This is a genomic window from Mesorhizobium sp. M0626, assembly GCF_040320665.1.
Taxonomy (GTDB): domain Bacteria; phylum Pseudomonadota; class Alphaproteobacteria; order Rhizobiales; family Rhizobiaceae; genus Mesorhizobium.
Genome location: NZ_JAMYQD010000004.1, coordinates 234,999 through 259,335, shown reverse-complemented (window position 1 = coordinate 259,335; position 24,337 = coordinate 234,999). Strand labels below are relative to the sequence as shown.

The 24,337-nt window shown below is 63.5% G+C and carries 20 protein-coding genes; 10 read left to right on the top strand and 10 right to left on the bottom strand.

The features are described 5' to 3' along the window. The first annotated feature begins 119 nt into the window (after positions 1-119). The 5 genes from NKI37_RS06845 to NKI37_RS06825 all read left to right on the top strand — a co-directional run bounded on the left by NKI37_RS06845 (position 120) and on the right by NKI37_RS06825 (position 7,689). The gene (locus NKI37_RS06845; RefSeq protein ID WP_023702184.1) at positions 120-1,673 is read left to right on the top strand and encodes a Do family serine endopeptidase; all 1,554 of its coding nucleotides are present in this window, start codon (positions 120-122) and stop codon (positions 1,671-1,673) included. Between the two features lie 254 nt (positions 1,674-1,927). Beyond that, on the top strand, positions 1,928-2,602 hold the full coding sequence (locus NKI37_RS06840) for a response regulator transcription factor (RefSeq protein ID WP_023670185.1): 675 nt from the start codon (positions 1,928-1,930) through the stop codon (positions 2,600-2,602). Positions 2,603-2,709: 107 nt separating this feature from the next. Beyond that, positions 2,710-4,185 (top strand): sensor histidine kinase, encoded by a 1,476-nt coding sequence (locus tag NKI37_RS06835; protein WP_023742645.1) that lies wholly within the window; start codon positions 2,710-2,712, stop codon positions 4,183-4,185. Next, positions 4,185-7,151 carry a bifunctional [glutamine synthetase] adenylyltransferase/[glutamine synthetase]-adenylyl-L-tyrosine phosphorylase gene (locus tag NKI37_RS06830; RefSeq protein ID WP_352794393.1) on the top strand — a complete coding sequence of 989 codons (2,967 nt, stop codon included), beginning with the start codon at positions 4,185-4,187 and terminating at the stop codon, positions 7,149-7,151. The genes NKI37_RS06835 and NKI37_RS06830 overlap by 1 nt, the downstream gene beginning before the upstream one ends. Before the next feature lie 64 nt (positions 7,152-7,215). Continuing rightward, positions 7,216-7,689 (top strand): EF-hand domain-containing protein, encoded by a 474-nt coding sequence (locus NKI37_RS06825; RefSeq protein WP_023754798.1) that lies wholly within the window; start codon positions 7,216-7,218, stop codon positions 7,687-7,689. A gap of 103 nt (positions 7,690-7,792) precedes the next feature. On the opposite strand, the gene NKI37_RS06820 is transcribed toward NKI37_RS06825, so the two are convergent. Next, on the bottom strand, positions 7,793-10,114 hold the full coding sequence (locus NKI37_RS06820) for a PAS domain-containing sensor histidine kinase (RefSeq protein ID WP_023670189.1): 2,322 nt from the start codon (positions 10,112-10,114) through the stop codon (positions 7,793-7,795). Between the two features lie 311 nt (positions 10,115-10,425). Then, complete coding sequence (gene pepN / locus NKI37_RS06815; RefSeq protein WP_352788127.1) at positions 10,426-13,065, bottom strand: aminopeptidase N; 2,640 nt, start codon at positions 13,063-13,065, stop codon at positions 10,426-10,428. A gap of 37 nt (positions 13,066-13,102) precedes the next feature. On the opposite strand from pepN, the gene NKI37_RS06810 reads away from it, so the two are divergent. Then, complete coding sequence (locus tag NKI37_RS06810; RefSeq protein ID WP_155921555.1) at positions 13,103-13,315, top strand: hypothetical protein; 213 nt, start codon at positions 13,103-13,105, stop codon at positions 13,313-13,315. 170 nt (positions 13,316-13,485) lie between these two features. Then, positions 13,486-14,388 (top strand): DMT family transporter, encoded by a 903-nt coding sequence (locus tag NKI37_RS06805; RefSeq protein ID WP_023687251.1) that lies wholly within the window; start codon positions 13,486-13,488, stop codon positions 14,386-14,388. A gap of 19 nt (positions 14,389-14,407) precedes the next feature. Here the strand turns inward: NKI37_RS06805 and NKI37_RS06800 are convergent, their stop codons facing one another. From NKI37_RS06800 to NKI37_RS06790, 3 genes are all read right to left on the bottom strand, one after another. Next, positions 14,408-15,220: a helix-turn-helix domain-containing protein gene (locus NKI37_RS06800; RefSeq protein WP_352788130.1), complete on the bottom strand. Its 813-nt coding sequence runs from the start codon at positions 15,218-15,220 to the stop codon at positions 14,408-14,410. A gap of 224 nt (positions 15,221-15,444) precedes the next feature. After that, positions 15,445-16,323 (bottom strand): uracil-DNA glycosylase, encoded by an 879-nt coding sequence (locus tag NKI37_RS06795; RefSeq protein ID WP_023735528.1) that lies wholly within the window; start codon positions 16,321-16,323, stop codon positions 15,445-15,447. Between the two features lie 142 nt (positions 16,324-16,465). Then, the gene (locus tag NKI37_RS06790; protein ID WP_023698594.1) at positions 16,466-17,020 is read right to left on the bottom strand and encodes a hypothetical protein; all 555 of its coding nucleotides are present in this window, start codon (positions 17,018-17,020) and stop codon (positions 16,466-16,468) included. 302 nt (positions 17,021-17,322) lie between these two features. Here NKI37_RS06790 and NKI37_RS06785 point away from each other — a divergent pair, with 302 nt between their 5' ends. Next, on the top strand, positions 17,323-19,002 hold the full coding sequence (locus tag NKI37_RS06785; RefSeq protein WP_023715674.1) for an electron transfer flavoprotein-ubiquinone oxidoreductase: 1,680 nt from the start codon (positions 17,323-17,325) through the stop codon (positions 19,000-19,002). Next, on the top strand, positions 18,999-19,745 hold the full coding sequence (locus NKI37_RS06780; RefSeq protein WP_348528043.1) for a DUF922 domain-containing protein: 747 nt from the start codon (positions 18,999-19,001) through the stop codon (positions 19,743-19,745). The genes NKI37_RS06785 and NKI37_RS06780 overlap by 4 nt, the downstream gene beginning before the upstream one ends. 25 nt (positions 19,746-19,770) lie before the next feature. Here the strand turns inward: NKI37_RS06780 and NKI37_RS06775 are convergent, their stop codons facing one another. The 5 genes from NKI37_RS06775 to NKI37_RS06755 all read right to left on the bottom strand — a co-directional run bounded on the left by NKI37_RS06775 (position 19,771) and on the right by NKI37_RS06755 (position 23,616). Further along, positions 19,771-20,784: an endonuclease/exonuclease/phosphatase family protein gene (locus NKI37_RS06775; protein ID WP_502896323.1), complete on the bottom strand. Its 1,014-nt coding sequence runs from the start codon at positions 20,782-20,784 to the stop codon at positions 19,771-19,773. A gap of 140 nt (positions 20,785-20,924) precedes the next feature. After that, the gene (locus NKI37_RS06770) at positions 20,925-22,385 is read right to left on the bottom strand and encodes an AMP nucleosidase (RefSeq protein ID WP_023731828.1); all 1,461 of its coding nucleotides are present in this window, start codon (positions 22,383-22,385) and stop codon (positions 20,925-20,927) included. 276 nt (positions 22,386-22,661) lie between these two features. Next, positions 22,662-22,856 (bottom strand): hypothetical protein, encoded by a 195-nt coding sequence (locus NKI37_RS06765; RefSeq protein WP_023670200.1) that lies wholly within the window; start codon positions 22,854-22,856, stop codon positions 22,662-22,664. 39 nt (positions 22,857-22,895) lie between these two features. Further along, the gene (locus tag NKI37_RS06760; RefSeq protein ID WP_023670201.1) at positions 22,896-23,048 is read right to left on the bottom strand and encodes a hypothetical protein; all 153 of its coding nucleotides are present in this window, start codon (positions 23,046-23,048) and stop codon (positions 22,896-22,898) included. Between the two features lie 226 nt (positions 23,049-23,274). Further along, positions 23,275-23,616, bottom strand: a complete 342-nt coding sequence (locus NKI37_RS06755) for a DUF2147 domain-containing protein (RefSeq protein WP_023705415.1) — start codon at positions 23,614-23,616, stop codon at positions 23,275-23,277. 440 nt (positions 23,617-24,056) lie between these two features. Between NKI37_RS06755 and NKI37_RS06750 the strand changes: the two genes are divergently transcribed. Next, positions 24,057-24,323, top strand: a complete 267-nt coding sequence (locus tag NKI37_RS06750) for an SEL1-like repeat protein (RefSeq protein ID WP_006199745.1) — start codon at positions 24,057-24,059, stop codon at positions 24,321-24,323. Positions 24,324-24,337: the final 14 nt, after the last annotated feature.

The window sequence follows — 24,337 nt, the reverse complement described above, 5'->3', positions numbered from 1 at the left end:
GCCCAACATTACAAAACTTTCATGCACCGGAAATGGCGCCGTAATGTGCGCCTCTCTATTTCTCTTGTCCGAGGATGCTCTGCCTGAGCCGCATCCAGTGAAAAGAGGATATGAGACCCATGACTATCGCCCCCAACCCATATTCCCGCACCCGCAAGCGCCTGTTGGCCGCCGCCGCTTCGCTGGCCATTGCCGGCGGCATCGGTTTCGGCGCCGTTGCCACTGGTACAGCTCCCGTTCTGGCCGACGCCGTGCGGGTCGAAGCGCCCCAGGTGCCGGGCTTTGCCGATGTCGTCGAGCGCGTTTCGCCGGCCGTGGTCAGCGTCAAGGTCAAGGCCAAGATCGAGCCTGCCGCCGATGACGGCTCCGACCAGTCCGACGATCCGGACGGCATGAACAACCTGCCCGACAATCCGCAGCTGCGCCAGTTCTTCAAGCAATTCCGCGGCTTTGGTGATCAGAACGGCCATGACGGCGGCAATCGTCGCTTCAGCCACCGCGACCATAACAACGACCAGCCGCGTCCGGTGGCGCAGGGTTCTGGCTTCTTCATCTCCGATGACGGCTATCTCGTCACCAACAACCATGTCGTCGAGGAAGGCTCCGCCTTCACAGTGGTGATGAATGACGGCAAGGAGCTTGACGCCAAGCTGATCGGCACCGATCCGCGCACCGATCTGGCGGTGCTCAAGGTCGATGGCGTCGGCAAGTTCACCTATGTCGATTTCGCCGACGATTCCAAGGTTCGCGTCGGCGACTGGGTGGTGGCCGTCGGCAATCCGTTCGGCCTCGGCGGCACCGTCACCGCCGGCATCGTCTCGGCCCGTGGCCGTGATATCGGCGCCGGTCCCTATGATGACTTCATCCAGATAGACGCTTCGGTCAACCGCGGCAATTCGGGCGGCCCGACCTTCAACCTTAACGGCCAGGTCGTCGGCATCAACACCGCGATCTTCTCGCCGTCGGGCGGAAGCGTCGGCATCGCCTTCGACATTCCGGCCTCGACCGCCAAGCAGGTGGTGCAGGATCTGATGAAGAGCGGCTCGGTGCAGCGTGGCTGGCTCGGCGTCGAAATCCAGCCGGTTACATCGGACATCGCCGAATCGCTGGGCCTGAAGTCGCAGAACGGGGCTCTGGTTTCGGGCGCCCAGGACGGTGGCCCCGGCAAGAAGGCCGGCATCACCGCCGGTGACGTGATCACCCAGGTCGAAGGCAAGGACGTCGCATCGCCGAAGGAACTGGCTCGTCTGATCGGCGCCTACCCACCCGGCAAGTCGGTCGACGTCACGGTGTGGCGCGACGGCAAGAGCCAGACCATCAAGGTCGATCTCGGCACGTTGCCATCCACTGACAAGCAGGCCTCGGCCGACCCGCAGCAGCCCGCGGCACCGGCAAAGCCCGCCGCGCTGGCCGATCTCGGCCTCACCGTCACCAAGTCGGAAAACGGCAAGGGCCTGGTGGTGACCGATGTCGATCCCGACAGCGATGCCGCCGACCGCGGCATCCAGCCCGGCGATGTCATCACCTCGGTCAACTCGACGGAGGTGAACGGCACCGACGACGTCGCCAAGGCGATGGCCGATGCGGTCAAGTCCGGCCGCAAGGCGGTGCTGATGCAGATCACCCGCGACGATTCAAACCGCTTCGTCGCGCTGCCAGTCGCCAAAGGCTGACATCACACAGTTTCCAGTGCGGCGGTTTCAACACCCCCGAGCCGCCGCACGGGAAGCAAGGGGCCGATCGCGTTAGTCAGTCATCGTGTTCTGCCCCCGGCGGCAGCGGGCCCCCATCGCCCGCTGCCGCTCTAACAGCGAAGCATGTCGCCCAAAAGTGCACTGCGGTTTTGGCAAAACGACATGCTTGAACGAAAGCTTTTGCGCTCATGGCGGCCCCTCAATCTTCCGGCGAAATCGCGTATAACGGCTCTATGAAGATTCTCGTCATAGAAGACGATCGCGAGGCGGCCGACTATATGCAGAAGGCCTTTGCCGAGGCTGGGCACACCGCCCATGTCGCCGGCGACGGCGAAACCGGCTTTGCGCTGGCCGATGCCGGCGACTATGACGTGATGGTCGTCGACCGCATGATGCCACGCCGCGACGGGCTCTCCGTCATTGCCGGCCTGCGCTCGCGCGGCAACACCACGCCGGTGCTGATCCTGTCGGCGCTGGGCGAAGTCGATGACCGCGTCACCGGTCTGCGCGCCGGCGGGGACGACTATCTGACCAAGCCCTATGCCTTTTCCGAATTGCTCGCCCGCGTCGAGGTGCTGAACCGCCGCGCCAGCGCCAGGGAGGCCGAAACCGTCTACCGGGTCGGCGATCTCGAGCTTGACCGGCTGTCCCATTCGGTCAAGCGCGCGGCGCGCGAGATCACGCTACAGCCGCGCGAATTCCGCCTGCTCGAATATCTGATGCGCCATGCCGGCCAGGTGGTGACGCGCACCATGCTGCTCGAAAATGTCTGGGACTATCATTTCGATCCGCAGACCAACGTGATCGACGTTCACGTCTCGCGCCTGCGTGGCAAGATCGAGAAGGGTTTCGACAAGCCGATCCTGCATACGGTTCGCGGCGCCGGCTATATGCTGAAGAGCGGCTAGAGCATGATCCCAAAAAGTAGGTACCGGTTTTTGGAGAAGATCATGCTCCAACAAAGGGGTAGGTCATGATGAGATTTCAGCCAAATCTCATCATGAGCTAGAACTCGATGGCCCTTTCCCTGCCGGCCATCATGAGGACGACGGCGGCGCGGCTTTCAGCGCTTTATTTCCTGCTTTTCGCGCTATGTGCCGTGTTGCTGGTCTTCTACATGACGTCGTTGTCGGCCCGCATGCTGACCGGCCAGACCCAGCAGACCATCAATGACGAGGTGCTCGGCCTCGCCCGTGCCTATCAGAGCGGCGGCCTGCCGCGGCTGGTGCGCGTCGTCGAGCAGCGCTCGCGCCAGCCCGGCGCCAACCTCTATCTCATTGCCGATGTCAACGGCCAGATCCTCACCGGCAACGTGCAGAGCCTGGCACCGGGGGTGCTCGAGACCGATGGCTGGACGACCGAACCCTTCTCCTATCGCCGTTTCGGCGAAGGTGAGCTCGAACGGCAGCGCAACCAGGCTTCTGACCCGAATGGCGCGCAGCCCGGCGAGACCGAAATTCAGCCCGAGGGCGAGAAGGGCCACAACGCCATCGCGCTGGTGCTGCGGCTGCCCAACCAGATGATCATGCTTGTCGGCCGCGATCTCGGCGAACCCGAGCGCTTCCGCGCCGTCGTCCGCCGCGCCCTGATGCTGGCGCTGGGCATGATGGGCCTGGGCGGGCTGCTGATCTGGTTCCTTGTCGGCCGCGCCGCGCTGAAGCGCATCGACAGCGTCTCGGAGGCAAGCCGCCGCATTATGGGCGGCGATCTCACGGGACGGCTGCCGGTGACCGGCGCCGGCGATGAGTTCGACCGCCTGTCGGAAAACCTCAACACCATGCTGGCCAGGATCGCGACGCTGAACGAAGGGCTGAAGCAGGTCTCCGACAACATCGCCCATGATTTGAAGACGCCGCTGACCAGACTGCGCAACCGCGCCGAGGCCACACTTTCGGGCAAGCACAAGACCACCGACTACCGGCAGGCGCTGGAAGGCACCATCGCCGAATCCGACCAGCTGATAAAAACCTTCAACGCCATCCTGATGATCTCCAGGCTGGAGGCCGGCTATTCCTCGGAGAGCACCAGCAAGGTCGATCTCGCCGCCGCGGTGCATGACGTTGTCGAGCTTTATGAGCCGGTGGCGGAGGAGGCTGGCGTGGTGCTTGAAACTGCCGCGGACGGGAATTTTTCCGTCGATGGCAACCGCGAGCTGATCGGCCAGGCACTGTCGAACATCGTCGACAACGCCATCAAATACTCGACCGATGCGACGGAAAAGCCTGCCGTGCGCGTAGCCCTGCAGCGCGTCGGTCACGAAATCCGCCTTTCCGTTTCCGACAATGGCCATGGCATCCCCGACGATGCCGACCGCGCCAGGGCGACCGAGCGCTTCGTGCGGCTGGAAAAGAGCCGCTCGCAGCCGGGATCCGGTCTTGGCCTCAGCCTCGCCAAGGCGATCATGACTTTTCACAATGGCCGGCTTGAACTTCTGCCTGCCAATCCCGGATTGTCCGTTATCATGAGCTTCCCGGCGCGGGAGGACCATTGATGGCGGTGAGGATGGCTGCGAAACGGATCGAGACCGAATGGCGCCTGCAACTGGCGGCGCAGCTCGCGCCGCTGGATGAGGCCCGCGCCCGGCGTGAACTGTCGGAGATCGCTGGCGATGCCAAGGACGAGAACCTGCCGCGGCTGGCGAAATTCCTAGGGGGCAAGGGCGCCGCACAGGAGTTTCTCGCTGCCGTCTTCGACCTCTCGCCCTTCCTCCGCGATGTCGCGCGCCGCCGGCCGCAAATCCTCGACGCGCTGTTCGATGGCAGTGTCGAGGCTCGGCTGCTCGCCATCGCCGAAGCGATCGGCAAGGCCGCCTTTGCCGAGACCGTTTCCGAATCCAGCCTGATGATGGAACTCAGGCAGTGGAAGGGTGAAGCTCACTTCCTGATCGCACTTGCAGACCTCTCCGGCGAGGCCGATGCCGCGCTGACGGTAAGGCGCCTCAGCAATCTCGCCGATGCCTGCACCTGCGCGGCGGTCGACTTCCTGCTGCGCGAGGCGCACAGCCAAGGCAAGCTCAAATTACCCGATCCCGAAAATCCGTCACGGCAATCCGGCTGGATCGTGCTCGGCATGGGCAAGCTTGGCGCGCATGAACTGAATTTCTCCTCCGACATCGACCTCGTCGTCTTCTTCGATCCGGATGCGCCGGCAATCGTCGATCCGCTCGACGCCACAGAGCTGTTTGCGCGCCTGACCCGCAGGCTGGTCCGCATCCTGCAGGACCGCACCGGGCACGGCTATGTCTTCCGCACCGATTTGAGGCTTCGTCCCGATCCAGGCTCGACGCCGCTGGCGATCCCGGTCGAGGCAGCACTTCGCTACTATGAGGCGCGCGGCCAGAACTGGGAGCGCGCCGCCATGATCAAGGCGCGTCCCGTGGCCGGCGATCTCGATGCCGGGGATGCGTTCCTGCGGGAATTGCAGCCCTATGTCTGGCGCAAATACATGGACTATGCGGCGATCGCCGACGTTCATTCGATCAAGCGCCAGATCCATGCCCACAAGGGTCATGGCGAGATCGCGGTCAAAGGACACAACGTCAAGCTCGGCCGCGGCGGCATTCGCGAAATCGAGTTCTTCGTCCAGACCCAGCAACTGATCGCCGGCGGCCGTTTTCCGGAGCTGCGCGGCCGCGAGACGGTGCCGATGCTGAGGGCGCTGGCGGCTCGCAACTGGATCACCGCCGATGCCCGCGGCGCGCTCACCCGCCAATACTGGTTCCTGCGCCGCGTCGAGCACGCCATCCAGATGGTCGCCGACGAGCAGACACATATTCTGCCCGACGATGATGAAGGGCTGGAACGCATCGCCCATATGCTGGGCTTTGCCGATGCCGCCAGATTTGCCGAAACCTTTCGCGCGGCTTTGCATGAGGTCGAGCGCCATTACGCCGCGCTGTTCGAGACCGCGCCTGAATTGTCGGCCGGCGTCGGCAATCTGGTCTTCACCGGCGATGTCGACGATCCCGACACGCTGCAGACCTTGCACGGCCTTGGCTTCCAGCGGCCAAGCGACATCTGCCGCGTGATTCGAGGCTGGCATTTCGGCCGCTACCGCGTCACCCAGTCTGCGGAAGCGCGCGAGCGGCTGACCGAACTGACGCCGGCGCTGCTCAAAGCCTTCGGCCAGACGCGCCGGGCCGACGAGGCGCTGGTTCGCTTCGACGAATTCCTCGCCGGCCTGCCCGCCGGCATCCAGCTGTTTTCGCTGCTGCAGTCGAATCCCGCCCTGCTGAAACTAATGGCGACGATCATGGGCGCCGCGCCTCGGCTGGCGGCAATCATCACAAGGCGCCCGCATGTCTTCGACGGTCTGCTCGACCCGGCGCTGCTCGCCGAACTGCCCAACCGAGCCTATCTCTCAGCGCGGTTGGCCGCTTTCATCGAAGGCGACCGGGCTTATGAGGACGTGCTCGACCGTTTGCGCATCTTTGCCTCCGAGCAGAAATTCCTGATCGGTGTCAGGCTGCTCGCCGGCTCGATCGACCCGGCGCGCGCCGGCCGCGCCTTTTCCGATCTCGCCGACCTCACCATCGACGCCGCATTGCAGGCGGTGACCACCGAATTCGCGCTGCGTCATGGCCGCATCGCCGGCGGCACCGTGTCGCTGCTCGGCATGGGCAAACTCGGCAGCCGCGAGCTCACCGCCGGCTCCGACGTCGACCTCATTCTGCTCTACGACCACGACGCGAATGCCGACGAGTCCGACGGCGACAAGCCGCTCGCACCATCGCACTACTATACCAGGATGACGCAGCGGCTGATCGCGGCTGTCTCGGCGCCGACCGCCGAAGGCGTTCTCTACGAGCTCGACCTGCGCTTGCGGCCATCCGGCAACAAGGGGCCGGTGGCCACCCACATCGATGCCTTCAAGAAATACCAGCGCCAGGAGGCCTGGACCTGGGAGCACATGGCGCTGGCCCGGGGGCGCGCCATCGGCGGCGACGCGGCCCTTTGCGCCGAGGTCGAGGCCGAGGTGGCGGCACTTCTGGCCTTGCCGCGCGACGCCGCCAAGGTGAGGGCGGAGGCATCCGAGATGCGCGCGCTGATCGAGAAGGAAAAATCGCCGCGCGATCTCTGGGACATCAAGCTCATCTCCGGCGGCCTCATCGACCTCGAATTCATCGCGCAGGTGGCGGTTATAACCGGGCAGGTCGAAGCCGGCCGCAGGGTGACCGCGACCGGCGAAATCCTGGCGCATCTGTCGCCGGATTTCGCCGAGGCCGACGTCAGGCAGCAGCTTTGCGAAGCCTACCAGCTCTATCTGGCGCTGACCCAGATGACGCGGCTTTGCCTCACCGGCGCATTCGAACGCGATGACGTTCCGCCGGGATTGTCGGATCTGCTTCTGGCGGTGACTGACCTGCCGGATTTCGGTGTGCTGGAAGCACATCTCAAGGAAACGTCGCAAAAGGTCAGAAAGGATTTCAACCTTTTGCTTCGTACGAAACGGTCGTGAGGGCGTGAAGCGTTGGCGGCTGTTTCGGATCGCATCGGGGGTGACGATGCAACAGGAGATACCCATGAGAAAGACAACCGGACTTGCCCTTGCCTTCATCGCGCTTGCCGGCGCCGTCGGCACCACCGCCTATGCCGAGAACAATGCCAGCGCCAGAATGCGCGAGGGCACCATGATGCGCCTCGACAAGGCGATGAAGGATTCCAACGGCACCATCAGCTTCGACCAGTTTTCCGACGCCATGAACGCGCGGCTGAAGAAGCTGGTCGCCGATAATGGCGGCAAGCTGACAGTCGCCCAGCTCGCTGACGCGCTGGAGAAGGCGCGGTTCGAGGAAATGGCCAAGCGCATCGTTGCCCGCTACGACAGCAAGGGCGACGGCACGCTGACCACGGACGACATCACCGGGCGCGAGAAAAAGGTGTTCGCGATGCTCGACCGCAACAATGACGGCAAGATCGAGCGCAACGAACTGCCAAAGAACGGCCGCATGGGCCGCCACCACCAATGGGACGGCGGCGACGACAGCATGGAGTGAGTGGCGATATGTCTCCGGCGGCGAAAGCCGCCGGAGCCCTTACATGACCGCGCCTACCCAGTCCTTGAACGCAGCGGAGAGCACCGCTCGCATTGGCGGGCCGTCAGGCCGCCGCCTTCACCGCCGGTTGCGCCTTCTTCACCGGGATGCGCACCGACACGATCGTGCCGACGCCTTCGGTCGAGCGGATTTTCAGCGCTCCTCCTTGCAACTCGGCCAGCGAGCGCGAGATGGCAAGGCCGAGGCCGGAACCGGCGTGGTTCTTCGAAAACTGGTTCTGCACCTGTTCGAAGGGGCGGCCAAGCTTGCTCAGTGCCTCCTTCGGAATGCCGCAGCCATTGTCCTCGATGGTCAGCACCAGCGCGCCTGACGTGTTGCGGGCGCGCACCGAGATATGGCCGCCCTGGCCGGTGAACTTCACCGCATTCGACAGCAGATTGATGGCGATCTGCTTGATCGCCCGGCGGTCGGCGAACAGCGTCATCGTATCGGCGATGCGGGTTTCGACCGTGATCGATTTCTCCGCCGCCTGCAGCGAGATCACCCGCACCGTCTCGCGGATCAGCGGGCAGAGATCGATTTCCTCGCGGTCCACCGAGAATTGGCCGGCTTCGATCTTCGACATATCGAGTATGTCGTTGATGACGCCGAGCAGATATTTGCCGCTGCCGTTGATGTCGTTGGCATATTCCTCGTAGCGCGGCGAACCGAGCGGCCCGAACAGGCCTTGTTCCATCAGTTCGGAGAACCCGATGATGGCGTTGAGCGGCGTGCGCAGCTCGTGCGACATGTTGGCTAGGAATTCGGATTTGGCCCGATTGGCGGCCTCGGCGCGCTCGGTTTCCTTCATATATTCGCGGTTGAGCTCGACCAGTTCCTTGGCGCGCTCTTCCTCGGCCCGGCGGGCGAGGCTGAGGTCGTGGATGGTCGCCATCAGCCGGCGCTCGCTGTCGACCAGCTTTTCCTGGTGCAGCTTGATCTGGGTGATGTCGGAGCCGACGGAGACCGTGCCGCCGTCCCGGGTCCTCAGTTCGTTGACCTGCAGCCAGCGGCCGTCGGAGAGCTGCCGCTCGAAGGTTGCGCCCCCTTGCGGCCCGTTGGTGTTGGCCAGCCGCCGTTCAGAGGCGAAGGCCAGCATGCGCTCTTCAAGCACGGCGCGCGCAGCGCCCGGCATGACGTCGCGGTCCGACAGGCCGTTGTCCTTCTGGTATTTGGAATTGCACATGATCAGGCGCTGGGCGGCATCCCACAGCACGAAGGATTCGTTGATGTTTTCGATCGCGGTCCGCAGGCGCAGGTCGGCCGCCTCCGAGCGCAGCGCCAGGTGCCGCTGCTCGGTGACGTCGACGGCAATGCCGATCAGCTGGATCTCAGGCGCTTCCGGGTCGATCACCTGGGCCCTGGCGCGCATCCACACCCACTGGCCGTCGGCGTGACGCATCCGGAACACCTGGTCGATATGGTCGATCTCGCGCTCGACGATTTTGTTGGCCAGCTCGAACAGGTCGCCGTCCTCGGGGTGGATGATGTCGTCGACCTCGCCGAACGACAGCATCGAGTTGCAGGGCTCGTAGCCCAGCATGTCGTACATCGAGCGCGACCAGTACATCTTGCCGCGCACCATGTCCCAGTCCCACAGGCCGCAGCGACCGCGAACCAGCGCCATGTCGATGCGCTGATGGGCTTCGAGATAGATGCGGTCGGCTGTCTGGGCGCGCGATGCCTGGCCGAAATAGGCGTAGAGGATGATGATCAGCACGCCGGCTGTCAGCACAAACAGCGTGACGTTGAGCGAGACGGTCTTGCGCCAGTTGTCGAACACCGCTTCCTGCGGCACCAGCACGGCGGCGGCGTTCTTGCGGTCCCGGGTCAGGCTCACCGCCGCGTACCAGTCCTGGCCGCCGATGCTGACATCCATGACCCCGGCGCGGTCGCCGAACATGAACAGCGGCTGGCCGTCCAGCACCAGGCTGTCCAGCGATCGCCCTTGCCAGCCGGTCGACAGCGGCGACACGGCAATGATCTTGAAGGCACTGTCGGTGATCACAAGCACATGGCTTCTGCCCATGGCGCCCTGGCGGCTCGTGCTTTCCAGAAGATCAATTGCACCGCTGGATGCCGCGGTCGGGTCGGCCGAGATTGCGTTCGCCATCTGGCCGGCGGCGAGACCCAGCACCGCCTTGCCGTCGCGCTCGGCCTCGTCGCGCTCGTTCATCAGCGACAGCACGCGCAGTGCGGCGATGACGATCAGGAAGATGATGATGAGCGCCGGTATCGAACGGCGCAGAAGGGGTTCGGCAGCCAGGAGCCGCCGGTAGGCTGGTTCAGCGATGAGCCGCGTATTGCCGGCGAGGCCGTCGCCTCGCGCCTTGCGCCGCTCAAAAGCCGTCCCTTCGGGCGCGCCCCACGCGTCCGCCTTGGCCATAAATGGCACTCCCCGAATTTCCGTACGCTTGACGATCCGGCAACACCGCACGTCCGAATCGTCTGTAAAGAATCAAAGGTGATTCGCCTTGTCCAGAGGCGCGGCCGAAAAACATTAAAAATTGATTGAAATAACGCTGAAATCCCTCCCCCTTGAGGGGAGGGTGGCCCGAAGGGCCGGGTGGGGTCCTCGGCGAAGCGCTCGACTCTCTCAATCACGGTCGAAGTTGGTCGAGGTCGCGCACTGCCGCAACGACCCCACCCGTCCATCCGCCTTCGGCGGCTGTCCACCGTCCCCTCAAGGGGGAGGGATCAGGCCAGCGTTCGCTCCACAATGTCCCGCAAATCCGCCGACAGGTTCTCGGCACCGGCGATGGCCAGCAGCGCTTCCCTGGCCTTGGCTTGCCTGCCCGGCTCCAGCGAGCGCCACGAGCGCAGCGCTGTCGCCAGCCTGGCCGCCACTTGCGGATTGCGTTTTTCAACCTCGAGTACGGTCTGGGTAAAAAACCGGTAGCCTTCGCCATCGGCGCGGTGGAAGCCGGTCTGGTTGGCGCTGGCGAATGTGCCGACCAGCGAGCGCACCCGGTTCGGATTGGCCATCGAGAAAGCTGCGTGACCAGTCAGCTCACGTACCGTGTCGACTGTCCGGCGTCCCGGCACGCTGGCCTGGATCTGGAACCATTTGTCCATGACCAGCGGATCGGCGCCATAACGCGCCTCGAAATCGGCCAGCGCCTTGATCGCCTCCGGCGAACCGTCATGGCGGTGCGCAAGGACGGTCAGCGCTGCGGCGCGGTCGGTCATGTTGGTCGCGGTTTCGAAATGCCGGGCGGCGAGCGCAGCACCTTTCGGCAGCAGCGAGAGGTAGTCGAGCAGGATGTTGCGCAGCGCGCGGCGTCCCGCACTTGCCGCGTCGGGGCTGAACGGCCCGTCGCCGGCGAGGCGGCCGTATAGGTCGGTGAACGTTTGCTGATTGGCGCGCGCGATTGCCAGCGCCAGTGCTTGGCGAGCGGCAAAGATGGCGTCGGGATCGATGTTCGTGCCGATGTCGCGGGCAATGTCGGCCTCGCCGGGAAGTGACAGCGCCAGTGCCCGGTAGGCAGGCTCCAGCGTCTCGTCGCCGGCGATCTTGCCGGCAAGTCCGGTCAGCCTGGCGGTGAAAACCGGTTTCGCGCCGCCGAGGATCTGGCGGAAGGCCGCTATCAGCGCATCGGTGAGCAGCGTGTTGAACGCCTGCCAGCGCGCGAAGGCATCTCTGTCATGGCCAGCGAGGAAGAACTGGTCGTCGGCCTTCTGCTCGACCGAAAGCGTGATCGGCGCCGAAAAGCCACGGTTCAGCGACACCGCCGGCCGCTCGGCGACGCCTGAGAAGCGCACCATGTGACGGCGCTTGCGGATGTGGATAACGCCGTCCTCGACGGTGGCTCCCTCGACGCCATCATAGGCGACCGGCTCACCGCCGGCGCCGACCAAGCCAAAGGCGAGCGGAATGTGCATCAGGCGCTTGCGGCTCTCCGACGGTGTCGGCGGCACCGACTGCTCGATCTCAAGCGTAAACTCGCGCGTCGCCGGATTGTGCGTCGAACTGACGGTCAGGTTCGGCGTGCCCGCCTGGTGATACCAGAGCGCGAACTGCGACAGGTCGCGCCCGGAGACGTCCTCGAACACCTTCAGGAAGTCCTCGATCGTCGCGGCCTCGCCGTCATGGCGCTCGAAATAGAGATCCATGCCGGCGCGGAAAGCCTCGGCCCCGAGAATCGTGCGGATCATGCGCACGACTTCCGAGCCTTTTTCGTAGACGGTCGCCGTGTAGAAATTGTTGATCTCGCGGTAGCGGCGCGGCCGCACCGGATGCGCCAGCGGTCCCTGGTCCTCGGGGAACTGGTGTGCCCTCAGCGTGCGCACTTCGGCGATGCGCTTGACCGCGCGCGAGCGCTGGTCGGCGGAGAATTCATGGTCGCGAAAGACCGTCAGCCCTTCCTTAAGGCAGAGCTGGAACCAGTCGCGGCAGGTGATCCTGTTGCCGGTCCAGTTGTGGAAATACTCATGCGCGATGATCGCCTCGATATTGGCGAAATCGGCATCGGTGGCGGTTTCCCGGTCGGCCAGCACATACTTGTCGTTGAAGATATTGAGGCCCTTGTTCTCCATGGCCCCCATGTTGAAGTCGGAAACGGCGACGATGTTGAAGACGTCGAGGTCGTATTCGCGGCCGAAGGCCTGCTCGTCCCATTGCATCGAGCGCTTCAGCGCATCCATGGCGTAGCCGGCAAGCCCCTCCTTGCCTGGCTCTACATAGATGCCGAGTTCGACCTCGCGCCCGGACATGGTGACGAAACTGTCCGCAACCTTGCCGAGATTGCCGGCCACGAGCGCAAACAGATAGGACGGCTTGGGGAAAGGGTCGTCCCAGACTGCAAAGTGCCAGCCGTCGGCAAGCGCGCCGCTTTCGACCGGATTGCCGTTGGAAAGCAACAGCGGCGCTTCGTCCAGCCTCGCCTCGATACGCACGGTATAGACCGACAGGATGTCGGGGCGGTCGAGGAAATAGGTGATGCGGCGAAAGCCCTCGGCCTCGCATTGCGTGCAATAGACATTGCTGGAGCGGTAGAGGCCCATCAGCGCCTCATTGCTGGCCGGCGCGATCTCGGTCTCGAGCAGCAGCTGGAAACGGGCCGGCGGCCTCAAAATGGTCAGCTGGTCCGGCGTGGCGAGATACTCGGCCGGGGCAAGCTCGCGACCGTCGATGGCAATGCGCTTGAGCACCAGCCCGTCGCCGTCCAGCACCAGCGACGTCGAGACGGCGGCGCCATCGCGGCGTTCGATCGTCAGCACTGCGGTGACACGCGTTGCGTCTGGCGAAAGGCGGAAGGTGAGGCCGGTTTGCGGGATGGAAAAGTCGTTGGGGCGGTAGTCTTCGAGCTTGAAGACCTGGCCGGTATCGGTTCGCATTCCCTTGGGTTTCCCTGTCGCTATCGGAGCCGCTGACGTGTCCTGGCCCATTAAATCTAAAGTTGCGCGCTCTTTACACGAAACGGTCACTCGACAAAACTGCGCCAATGCCTATTTCGGGGCGTTCCCCTTCCGCCATTATCGTGAGGCCTTGATGACCGTCGTCACATCGAAGTTCGGCATGGGCGCCTGTTTACCGCGTCGTTCGACGCGCATCTCAGCGGAGATCCGGGAAGCAACAAAACAGTGAAAGCCGGGCCTGGAGACGAAGCGGGCGGGAAACTGTCCGATCATCCCGGCGCGCATCGGCCCAAAAATCAATGTCGATTTTTGGAAAGCACGATGCGCAGATTTAAAGTGTCAGAGCGTCCTTTACGCGTCGAAGACGACGCGCGGCGCTCTAATGTTCTCACCGGGATCATGCTCAAGGTCATGTCGGTGGCGGTCTTTGTCGGCATGCAAACCTGCATCAAGGCCGCCGGCACTTTGCCGGCCGGCCAGATCGTCTTCTTCCGCTCCTTCTTCGCCATCTTCCCGATCATCGCCTTCCTGGCCTTCAAGAGAAAACTGGGCACGGCGTTCGCCACCAAACGCCCGCTGAACCACATTGCGCGCGGTGTCGTCGGCGTTTGCGCCATGGGGCTCGGCTTCTTTGCGCTGACCCGGCTGCCGCTGCCTGAGGCGATCACGCTGAACTATGCCCAGCCTTTGCTGGTGGTGGTGTTCTCCTCGCTATTCCTCGGCGAAGCCATTCGCGTCTATCGCTGGAGCGCGGTTGCGGTCGGTCTGGTCGGCGTGCTGATCATCTCCTGGCCGGAGCTGACGCTGCTCACGTCGGGCGTCGCGCTCGGCGACCAGGAGGTGCTGGGCGTCATCGCTGCTCTTGTTTCTGCAGCAATCTCCGCCAATGCCATCCTGCTCGTGCGCAATCTTGTCCAGACTGAACGAACAGCGACCATCGTGTTGTGGTTCTCGGCGACGGCGAGTGTCATGGCGCTGCTTACGCTGCCCTTCGGCTGGCAGGCGCTGACGCCGCTGCAGGCCGGTCTGCTGGTCGCAGCAGGGTTCTGTGGCGGGCTGGCGCAGATTTTGATGACGGCGGCGTACCGCCATGCCGAAGCTTCGGTGGTGGCGCCGTTCGAATACACCTCGATGATCCTCGGCGTGGTCGTCGGCTATTTCGCCTTTGGCGATATCGCCACCATCAACACGCTCGTCGGCGGTGTGATCGTCGTTGCCGCCGGCATGTTCATCATCTGGCGCGAGCGTCAACTCGGCCTGGAACGCACCCGAACGCGCAAGGCAGCGCCACCACAGGGGTGAGGAGGTCCGCGGGGTTGGCTCAGTTAGCTTCCGCACGTTCCTTCGCCAGCCGCACCAGCACCGCTCGCGTCTGCTCGTCGGCCGGGAAGAAAGACTCGATCGCCAGTTCCGACAGCGTCACGTCAAGCGGCGTGCCGAAGACGGTGATGGTGCTGATGAAGGACAGCACCTGGTCGCCATGCGCCAGCCGCAGCGGATGGACGATGCCGTTGGGCTCGACCGGCACCGGCCGCGCACCCTTGAGCCCGGACGGATAGGTTCGCAATTCGCGCTCCAGCTCGACCAGGACGGGATCGCCGGCGGCATCGTTCTGGTGTTTCAGCCGCTCCAGCAGATGCGCCCGCCATTCCGCGAGATTGACGATGCGCGGTGCGATGCCGTTCGGGTGCAGGCTGAGGCGCAGCACATTGACCGGCGGCTGGAGCAGCGACGGCTCGGCAACATCGGCCAGAAACGGGCCGATGGCGGCATTGGCGGAAATCAGGTTCCAGTGCCGGTCGACGGCGAGGGCGGGGAACGGCTCATGCCCTTTGAGCACGCTCTCGACCGCGGCAAGCGCCGGCGCCAGCGTCGTATCTGTGAGTGGCCGCTCGCTGAAGCTCGGGGCAAAGCCGGCAGCCAGCAACAGCTGATTACGCTGCCGCAGCGGAATCTCAAGCTGCTCGGCCAGATGCAGCACCATCTCGCGCGAGGGCGCGGTGCGGCCGCTTTCGACGAAGGAGAGATGACGCTGGGAAATCTCAGCCTCCATTGCGAGATCAAGCTGGCTCATGCGCCGGCGCGTGCGCCATTCGCGGATCAGGCTGCCGGCGGAGGTTTGGGCTGTTGTCATGGGGGATGAGTAGGCCGGGGAGAGGCGTATTTCAATTACCTGGGAGGTCATTGGCGCGGTTCTCCCTTCTCCCCCTGTGGGAGAAGGTGGCCGAGCGAAGCTCGGTCGGATGAGGGGTGTTCCAGGGAACGCCAACGTCTCACTCCGCTGGAACACCCCTCATCCGTCTCGGCGCTGCGCGCCGATCCACCTTCCCCCACAAGGGTGGAAGGAAGAGGCGCGCTTCACCCCACCTCCCGCAACTTCGCCTTCACCTCGAGAAAATCCCGCCAGGCCAGCTTCTTGTGCGCAGGGGTCCGCAAGAGATAGGCCGGATGCAGCGTCGGCATCGCCGGAATGGCGACACCGGAAGCCGTGGTGTGGACGCGCCAATTGCCGCGCAGGCGCAGGATGCCCTCGGTCGTGTTGAGCAAGGTTTTGGCTGATGGGCCACCGAGATTGACCAGCACCTTCGGATTGACCAGCTCGATCTGCCGCTCGATGAAGGGACGGCAGATTTCGGTCTCGTGCGGCGTCGGCGTGCGGTTGCCGGGTGGCCGCCAGGGAATGACGTTGGCGATATAGACCGAAGTCCGGTCAAGCCCGATCGCCGCCAGCATGCGGTCGAGCAGCCGGCCCGAGCGGCCGACGAAGGGCAGGCCCTCAATATCCTCGTCGCGGCCGGGCGCCTCGCCGACCAACATCACCGAACCTTCCGGATTGCCGTCGGCAAAGACCAGGTTCTTGGCGGTGAATTTGAGGTTGCAGCCATCGAACGACGCCATGTGCTGGCGCAGTTCGTCGAGCGTCGAGGCACTTGCCGCCATTTGCCGGGCCAGGGCCGCCTGTGCCTCGTCGGGCACCGTCGCCATGGCCGGAACGGAACGCGCCGGCGCGTCCGGCACCCGGCTTGCGTCCAGCCCGGGGCTGGCGGCGGCTTGTTCCGGAAACTTGTTTTCGCGAGGCGGCGCGGCAGGCGCCGTTGTGCGCTCGGGGCGCTTCGGTGCTGCCCCGGCAAACCGGTTCACCGGCGCGTCCTCCAACGCTTCGTCGACGCCGGCAGAGGCGTAGAAGGCGAGCAACTCGGCCAGGTCGGATCGGTTGTTGGGGGAGGCGGCAGTCATGCCGGGCACATTCGTCCGCCGAGAGACGATTTGCAAGGTTGGGCGGTTAGTAATCTCCCCCCTCGAGGAGGGAGATTACGCGCTCGTCGGCTTTCGCCAATCACGAAGGGCATTTCGTGGCGATTTTCACGGCGTCTGCCGCTTACCCCGTCGGTATCCGCGGATCCTGCACCAGATAGAACGTCCAGCGCGGCGTGTAGTCGGTGATCAGAAACTCGAAGCGTCCCCTCTTCAGCGGGTCGATCTGTCCACTCTTGAACAAGAGCCGGTCATAGGGTTCGAAATCGCGGTCGAAATCGGCGTACGCGCTCGACAGGATGTTGTCGGGCGTCTTGTTGCGCTGGTCGAAGGACAGGCCGTCGCCGAACACGCTCGGCTGGTTGAGTATCTCCTGCAGCTCGAACTGGAATTCGACCCAGGCCTGGCCGCTGTTGTTGAGAACCTCGATACGCATGTACAGGATGCCGTTGGCGAATTCGCCGTTGGTGCTGAACGGCTGGATCGGTTTGGTGGTGCGGATGGTGAGCGTCACCGGCGTTGACGAATTCAGCTCCTCGGAGATGACCAACGGATCTTCCTTGGTGCCGGTGCCCGAGGCGCCGGTGATGTGGAAACCGCCAAGCTCGTCGGAAAAGGAATAGGCGCCGGTCGCCCACACCTTCACCGGCTCGGCCTGAGCGCGAACCGGCGTAAGCATTGAAAGGGCGAGAAGGATCGCTCGGCAGGTCCGGCCGGGCGGAAGGGGGAAGCGCGTCAATGAATAGCCGGACGGCGTGCGCATGGAAATAAGTATGGCCGATAAGAGAGCCGTCGAACAATTAAAATATGGGACGCTGAGCGCGGCCGCGCGCAAAACGCTTGCGGCAGAGTTGTCATCCGCGACTTTTTGTCGAAATCGGCATTGTCACGTCAGCGCCGGTTTCCTGTCGCGGATTGATGCGCTATGCAGCGCAGGAGCCAGCAAAATGCCGGAAACGGTTGGCCAGAGCGGAGGGGTTGATGAGCGAGATCGAACGCGAGAGCATGGAATTCGACGTGGTCATCGTCGGGGCCGGCCCGGCGGGCCTTGCCGCAGCGATCCGTCTCAAGCAGGTCAATCCCGAGCTTTCCGTCGTGGTGTTGGAAAAGGGCGGCGAGGTTGGTGCCCACATTCTGTCAGGCGCCGTCGTCGATCCCATAGGCGTCGACCGCCTGTTGCCGGGCTGGCGCGAGGAAGATGGCCACCCCTTCAAGACGCCGGTTACGGCCGACGATTTCCTGGTGCTCGGCCCCGCCGGCTCGTTCCGTCTGCCCAATATACTGATGCCGCCGCTGATGAACAATCACGGCAACTACATCGTCTCGCTCGGCAATGTCTGCCGCTGGCTGGCAACCAAGGCTGAAGCGCTAGGCGTCGAAATCTATCCGGGCTTTGCTGCCGCCAGCCTCGTCTACAACGATGCCGGCGCGGTCACGGGCGTCGTCACCGGCGACATGGGCGTCGAAAAAGACGGCACACATGGCCCGGGCTTTGCGCCGGGCATGGCGCTGATGGGCAAATACGTGCTGATCGGCGAGGGCGCGCGCGGTTCGCTGTCCAAGCAGCTGATCGCAAAATACAAACTGTCCGACGGCCGTGAGCCCGGCAAGTACGGCATCGGCCTCAAGGAGCTGTGGCAGGTCAAGCCCGAGAACCACCGGCCGGGCCTGGTGCAGCACTCCTTCGGCTGGCCGCTCGACCTGAAGACAGGCGGCGGCTCCTTCCTCTACCACCTCGAGGACAACCAGGTCGCGGTCGGCTTCGTCCTGCATCTCAACTACAAGAACCCCTGGCTGTCGCCCTTCGAGGAATTCCAACGGTTCAAGACGCATCCGGCGATATCGCGCACCTTCGAGGGCGCCAAGCGCATCGGCTATGGCGCGCGCGCCATTACCGAAGGCGGCTGGCAGTCGGTGCCGAAACTCTCCTTCCCCGGCGGCGTGCTGATGGGGTGTGCGGCGGGCTTCGTCAACGTGCCGCGCATTAAGGGTTCGCACAATGCGGTGCTGTCCGGCATGCTGGCGGCCGAGCATGTCGCGCAAGCGATCGGCGCCGGCCGTGCCAATGACGAGCTGTCTTCTTATGAGGACGCCTGGCGCGCGACCGATATCGGCAAGGATTTGAAGAAGGTCCGCAACGTCAAGCCGCTCTGGTCGCGCTTCGGCACCATTATCGGCGTCGGCCTCGGCGGTCTCGACATGTGGCTGAACACGCTGTTCGGCTTCTCGCCCTTCGGCACGCTGAAACATGGCAAGGCCGATTATGCCACGCTTGAGCCTGCGGCCAAGCACAAGAAGATCGCCTATCCCAAAGCGGACGGCGTGCTGACCTTCGACCGCCTGTCCTCGGTGTTCCTGTCCAACACCAATCACGAGGAAAACGAGCCGGTGCATCTCATCGTCGGCGACATGGAGTTGCAGAAGCGTTCCGAGCATGATGTCTTTGCCGGGCCTTCGACCCGCTATTGCCCGGCCGGTGTTTACGAATGGGTCGACAAGGACGGCAACGCCGCCGCCGATCCGTCTGACAAGGATGTGCGTTTCGTCATCAACGCGCAGAACTGCGTGCACTGCAAGACCTGCGACATCAAGGATCCCAACCAGAACATCAACTGGGTGCCGCCACAAGGCGGCGAAGGCCCGGTCTATCAGGGCATGTGAGCCTCACCGACCGGGGCCGTCTCAACCAGCAAAAATGGCGGCGATGGCCGGGTTTACCAAGGCATGTAAGGCGCTCGGCGCCAAAGATTGTTGAAACCGTCGTCTGCTTGTGGTCTCATTGCCGCGTCCATGGGGAAAATGGCATGCGCGTGTTGGTCTTGTTTTGCGTCGCCGTCGTAAGCGCGGCCTGCGGCGTCGTCGGGACGGCGTCGGCGGGGGTGAAAACCGTCGTCAAGACGCGAACCTATGACATCACCGGCACGACAGGTGCCGGTCTGGTTATCGCCATGAACCGCAGGGGCCCCAAGCACGGTTTCATGACCCACGCCATCGCGCAGACAAGCTACACCGCCGACTGGAGCCTGGACGTGGGTCAGGTCAACGGCGTCTGCCGCCTGCGCCAGGCCAATGGAACGCTCAACATCGCCTACACCTACCCGCGCGTCGCCTCGGCCATCACGCCGGCGCTGCGCAAACGCTGGAACCGGTTTTTCACAGGCGTTCTCGCTCATGAAGGAACCCATGGCCGTATCGCCGGGCAGATGATGCAGGCTGCCGAGCGGTCGGTTCGCGGCCTGAAATTTGCCAACGATCCGCAATGCAACAAAACGCGCGTCGAAGCCACGCGGCGCTTGCAAGCCACTTCCAAGCTCTATGAGGCAAAACAGATCGCGTTCGACGCGCGCGAGCACAGTGAAGGCGGCCATGTCGAGCGCATCATCGAGGCCTTGGTAGGCTTGTGAAACCGTAAGCCCCGTGGCGTACGATCTAGCCGCCCATGCTGGGCTGGATCAGCGACACAGTCGCGGTAGAATCCTCGTCGACCGGCTTGGTCTCGTCGCGCATCAATGAAAATTCCACCATCACCGGCAGATGATCGGAGCCGGTCTCTTCCATCTGCGTCGACGACAGGATGGTCACCCCGCCCTTCGAAAACACCTGGTCGATCGGCAGGCCCGCATAGCGCCGCAGGAAATCGGGCAGGGTCCGGTGGATCCAGGTCGGTCCGGCCGACGGCATCACGGTCAGTCCGCCGAGCGAGGCAACGCGCCGTACCGCGGCGCTCCACGGCACGGCGTTGCAGTCGCCGGCCATGATCGCCGTCTCGCTGAGCGAGGTGAGCGTCTCGGTCAACTCGCCGATCTGCCAGTATTGTTCCTTCGGCCACGGCCAGCTCAAATGGATCGCCGCGACATCGACCGGAGTGCCGCCGAAATCGATGGTGGCGGCCGCCATCGCGCCGCGCGGTTCGCAATGCGGCTCGGTGCCGGCCGCAAAAGGTCGCCGGGACAAAAGCGCCACGCCCCACACGCCGTCGGGATGGGCGCACAGGATGCGATAGGGATAGGCGTTCTGGATATAGCCGAGTTCGGTCGCCCACATGGCCGATACTTCGTCGAGCGTGATCACGTCTGGGTTGGTCCTGGCGATCAGCGAAAGAACCTTCTTGGGTGTCGGATTGTTGAAACGCAGGTTCATCTGCAGCAGCCGGTAGACCGGTTCGTTGCCGGGCGCGGCGTCATTGGCGGCCTGCACCGGCCACAGGCGCGGCAAGGCGCTCAACGTGCTGGCGAAGGCGGCCACGGCCAGCAGCAGGCCCACGCCCGCCTGCAGGCGAAACGAGGTGGCGAGCAGCGGCAGCGCAATCAGCCCCATCAGCACGGCAAAATGGATGCGGAAATGGGCGAAGGAATCGAAGGCCGGATGCAGTGCGCCAAAGAACCCGGCTACAAGCGCGGCCGAGAGGCCGAGCATTGCCAGGAACGCCATTGAAGCCATCATCTTTCGCACGCGTGCCATCAGACCGGGTTTTGCCCATAGACCGGGTAATACATTGCCGAGGTATCAGGCCTTTATCGGCTGAAATGCGGCCCAATCAAGATGACGAAACGCCTCGCGGCAAACATTTACGGCAAGCCGGTCTACTGAAAGGCCGTCTCCGAAAAGCTTCTCAGCTTGCGCGAATGCAACCGTTCCATCGGCATTTCCGCCAGCTTCTCCATCGCCTTGATGCCGATGGTCAGATGCTGCGCCACTTGCCGCTTGTAGAATTCGGTCGCCATGCCGGGCAGCTTCAACTCGCCATGCAGCGGCTTGTCGGAGACGCAAAGCAGCGTGCCGTAGGGCACGCGGAAGCGGAAGCCATTGGCGGCGATCGTGGCCGATTCCATATCGAGCGCGATGGCGCGCGACTGCGACAGCCGCTGCACCGGTCCGCGCTGGTCGCGCAGTTCCCAGTTGCGGTTGTCGATGGTGGCGACGGTGCCGGTGCGCATGATGCGCTTGAGATCGTAGCCGGAAAGTCCGGTGACTTCGGCGACCGCCTCCTGCAGCGCCACCTGGATCTCGGCCAGCGGCGGTATCGGCACCCACACCGGCAGGTCATCGTCCAGCACATGGTCTTCCCGGACATAGGCATGCGCCAGCACATAGTCGCCCAGCGCCTGAGTGTTGCGCAGGCCGGCGCAATGGCCGAGCATCAGCCATGCATGTGGCCGCAGCACCGCGACATGGTCGGTGATCGTCTTGGCGTTGGACGGGCCGACGCCGATGTTGACCATGGTGATGCCGCCATGGTTCGGCTTCTTCAGATGATAGGCTGGCATCTGAGGCAGGCGCGGCGCCGCCACGCCTTCGCTGGGCGCGTTTTGCCCTGCCTTGGTGATGACATTGCCCGGTTCGACGAATTCGGTATAGCCGTGGCCGCCTTCAGCCATCTGGGCCCGCGCTCGGGCGACGAACTCGTCGATGTAGAACTGGTAGTTGGTGAACAGCACGAAGTTCTGGAAATGCTGCGGGCTGGTCGCCGTGTAGTGCGTCATGCGGTGCAGCGAATAGTCGATGCGCTGCGCCGTGAACGGCGCCAGCGGCCTTGGTTCGCCGAACGCGACCTCGAAGGTGCCGTTGGCGATCTGGTCGTCGGTGCCGTCAAGATCCGGCACGTCGAACAGGTCGCGGATCGGCCGTTTGATGCGGTCGGCGGCGGCGCCATCGACATGGGTTCCTTCAAGGAACGCGAAATGCAGCGGGATCGGCGTGGTCGATTCCGAAACCGTTACCGGCACACCGTGATTGCGCATGATCAGGCGAAGCTGCTCTACGAGATAGCGTTCGAACAGCACCGGCTGGGTGATGGTGGTCGAGAAATGCCCGGGGGTCGGCATGTGGCCGTAAGCCTGGCGCGAGTCGATCTGGGTGAACGAATTGGTGGTGACGCCGATCTCCGGGTAGAAGGCGCGGTAGCGCTTGCTTTCGTCGCCGCCGGCGGCAAGCGTGGCAAAGGAGTCGCGCAGAAACTTGGTGTTGCGGTCGTAGAGCACCTGCAAGGCGGCCACGGCCTTTTTGGCGTCGTCGAAGCTCTGCTTGCCGAAAGGCTCCGGCATGACGACCGATTCGATAGCTTGTGGGTAGATTCGCTTTTCCATGGCTCAATATAGAGACTTGAGGCCGCACTTGGGAGGGGAGGATGGCCGCCAAGTGGTCGATTTATTCGTCCACGCCCAAGGTGTGCTGAGATTCAGGTAACGCTGAGCCGGAGTCGAGCCGGGCGCGAAGCGACCAAACTGGTTGGCTTCGAGAACCGGAGCGGAGCGTACTCGAAGCATGTGAGCACCAAGGCCGCCACTTGCAGGCCGGCATCACCTTAATACCGGCACACCTTACCCGCGCTGCAGACTGACCAGCAAGACAAAGCCGACGCCATGCTTCTTCGTCGCCGGCGCGTCGATCGTCGTGTCGGCATTGGCCCGCATCATCGGCATGGCCAGGACCGGCGCCGACAGCACGACCAGGACGAGCGCCGCCCGCGGTAGGAGCCGAAGGGTCTGGAGGGCGTTGATGGCGATGCGGTTCATGGCTTTTGCTTTTCTGTTTGGATCTATGTCTTTGTCGTCTCAGGGGCGAAAATGGTTCATGCAATCGAATTGGCAGGAACTGGCTGCATCCCAGGAACGCGCCGGACGGCCGGATTCGGCCACGAGGATGGCGAAGAGCATCCCGAACAGGCTCATCAACAGGCAGACGATGGTGAAGCGGCGAGCGAGCATTTGCGGAGTGTCTCCTTGAACACGCCATCAAAATGCCCTGATGCGACTGAACCGGCGCTGATGCCGGCGTTCATCTGCGGTTCAAAGTGATTGACGAGGTCTTAGAGAGAGCGTCGGTTCGGGTTTGCGCCGCCGCAAACGGCACGGTCGTCGCTATGGCGCGGACCGTCCTGCAAAAGAAAACGGGGCCTGTGAAGGCCCCGTTGGTCAACTCAAAGCAGCAAGATCAGAGCTTGTGCCAAGTCTGGCTCTTGCAGATCAGCCCGCCGAGCACGCAGCCGCTCATCTTGAGCGAGGTGCCCGACAGTGTTGCCTTGCCCGAATAGGTCTTGTCGTTTGCCGGATCGGTGATGTTGCCGGCATATTTGTTGGCCCCGGCCGCCTTGAGCGAACCGATGGTCTTCCCGGCATATTTGCCGGTCTTCAGGGTGATGGAGAATGAACCGCTGCCGCCGATAACTGCTGTGTCGCCGGCTTGTGTCTTCCAATTGCCTTCGATCGGATCGGCCCAGGCCGCACCAGCCATCATCACGGTGGCCGCCAGGGCCAAGCTCACTTTGCGAAACATATCTGTCCTCCCTGGTGTTAGGTGGGGCAGCCGCCTCTCTGCCCCTTACGCAAACGTAAGCTAATCCAGCTCCCGGCAAAACAAAAGCGGGTGCCGCGACGGAAGGTTTCGCAATTTTCATGCGGGGTCGGGAGAGCGCAGCCCGTGAAAATGAAACGATCGAGGCGTTGGCTTTGGTTTGCGTGGTTAGCAGAGTGTTGATCGGCGTCTTGCAAATTTTCGTCAAATCGATCGAAAAACGGCGGGATTGCTGACTTTGTATCCTTAACGAATTTCCGCGTTTACCTCTTGTTTTAGCTTTGTTTTCTCCAAATTAAGCACGCCATTTAACGACGGATTCAAGGCTCGGCCTCATTCTCGGAAGCATCGAAAGAGCGGCTCCCCGGGGAACACCGGGGGACAGAAGAGGCCCGCTCTCGGGAGCCAGACAGGGGACTAAAATGGCACGTTTTGAAATGCTTGAAGCCGGCTTCGGCGCCATGGGGGCAACTGCCCAGGCCGACATTCTTTTCGAACTGGGCATGATGTATGCGACCGGCCGCGATTGCGAGACCGATGTCGTTGCCGCCCACAAATGGTTCAACATCGCCGCCATCAAGGGCTCGGTCCGCGCCGCGGAACTGCGCTCGGAACTGTCGGCCGCAATGTCCAAGGTCGAGATCGCCAAGGCGCTGCGCGAAGCCCGCGAATGGATGACGATGCACTGAGATCGCGAGCAGAT

Bases quoted from the DNA above. Each gene is read 5' to 3' on its own strand.
- NKI37_RS06795 (WP_023735528.1), bottom strand. From the start codon at position 16,323: ATGACTGCCGCCTCCCCCAACAACCGATCCGACCTGGCCGAGTTGCTC.
- NKI37_RS06805 (WP_023687251.1), top strand. From the start codon at position 13,486: ATGCTCAAGGTCATGTCGGTGGCGGTCTTTGTCGGCATGCAAACCTGC.
- NKI37_RS06800 (WP_352788130.1), bottom strand. From the start codon at position 15,220: ATGACAACAGCCCAAACCTCCGCCGGCAGCCTGATCCGCGAATGGCGC.
- pepN (WP_352788127.1), bottom strand. From the start codon at position 13,065: ATGCGAACCGATACCGGCCAGGTCTTCAAGCTCGAAGACTACCGCCCC.
- NKI37_RS06750 (WP_006199745.1), top strand. From the start codon at position 24,057: ATGGCACGTTTTGAAATGCTTGAAGCCGGCTTCGGCGCCATGGGGGCA.
- NKI37_RS06840 (WP_023670185.1), top strand. From the start codon at position 1,928: ATGAAGATTCTCGTCATAGAAGACGATCGCGAGGCGGCCGACTATATG.
- NKI37_RS06770 (WP_023731828.1), bottom strand. From the start codon at position 22,385: ATGCCGGAGCCTTTCGGCAAGCAGAGCTTCGACGACGCCAAAAAGGCC.
- NKI37_RS06845 (WP_023702184.1), top strand. From the start codon at position 120: ATGACTATCGCCCCCAACCCATATTCCCGCACCCGCAAGCGCCTGTTG.
- NKI37_RS06775 (WP_502896323.1), bottom strand. From the start codon at position 20,784: ATGATGGCTTCAATGGCGTTCCTGGCAATGCTCGGCCTCTCGGCCGCG.
- NKI37_RS06790 (WP_023698594.1), bottom strand. From the start codon at position 17,020: ATGCTTACGCCGGTTCGCGCTCAGGCCGAGCCGGTGAAGGTGTGGGCG.
- NKI37_RS06785 (WP_023715674.1), top strand. From the start codon at position 17,323: ATGAGCGAGATCGAACGCGAGAGCATGGAATTCGACGTGGTCATCGTC.
- NKI37_RS06765 (WP_023670200.1), bottom strand. From the start codon at position 22,856: ATGAACCGCATCGCCATCAACGCCCTCCAGACCCTTCGGCTCCTACCG.
- NKI37_RS06830 (WP_352794393.1), top strand. From the start codon at position 4,185: ATGGCGGTGAGGATGGCTGCGAAACGGATCGAGACCGAATGGCGCCTG.
- NKI37_RS06825 (WP_023754798.1), top strand. From the start codon at position 7,216: ATGAGAAAGACAACCGGACTTGCCCTTGCCTTCATCGCGCTTGCCGGC.
- NKI37_RS06835 (WP_023742645.1), top strand. From the start codon at position 2,710: ATGGCCCTTTCCCTGCCGGCCATCATGAGGACGACGGCGGCGCGGCTT.
- NKI37_RS06760 (WP_023670201.1), bottom strand. From the start codon at position 23,048: ATGCTCGCTCGCCGCTTCACCATCGTCTGCCTGTTGATGAGCCTGTTC.
- NKI37_RS06755 (WP_023705415.1), bottom strand. From the start codon at position 23,616: ATGTTTCGCAAAGTGAGCTTGGCCCTGGCGGCCACCGTGATGATGGCT.
- NKI37_RS06820 (WP_023670189.1), bottom strand. From the start codon at position 10,114: ATGGCCAAGGCGGACGCGTGGGGCGCGCCCGAAGGGACGGCTTTTGAG.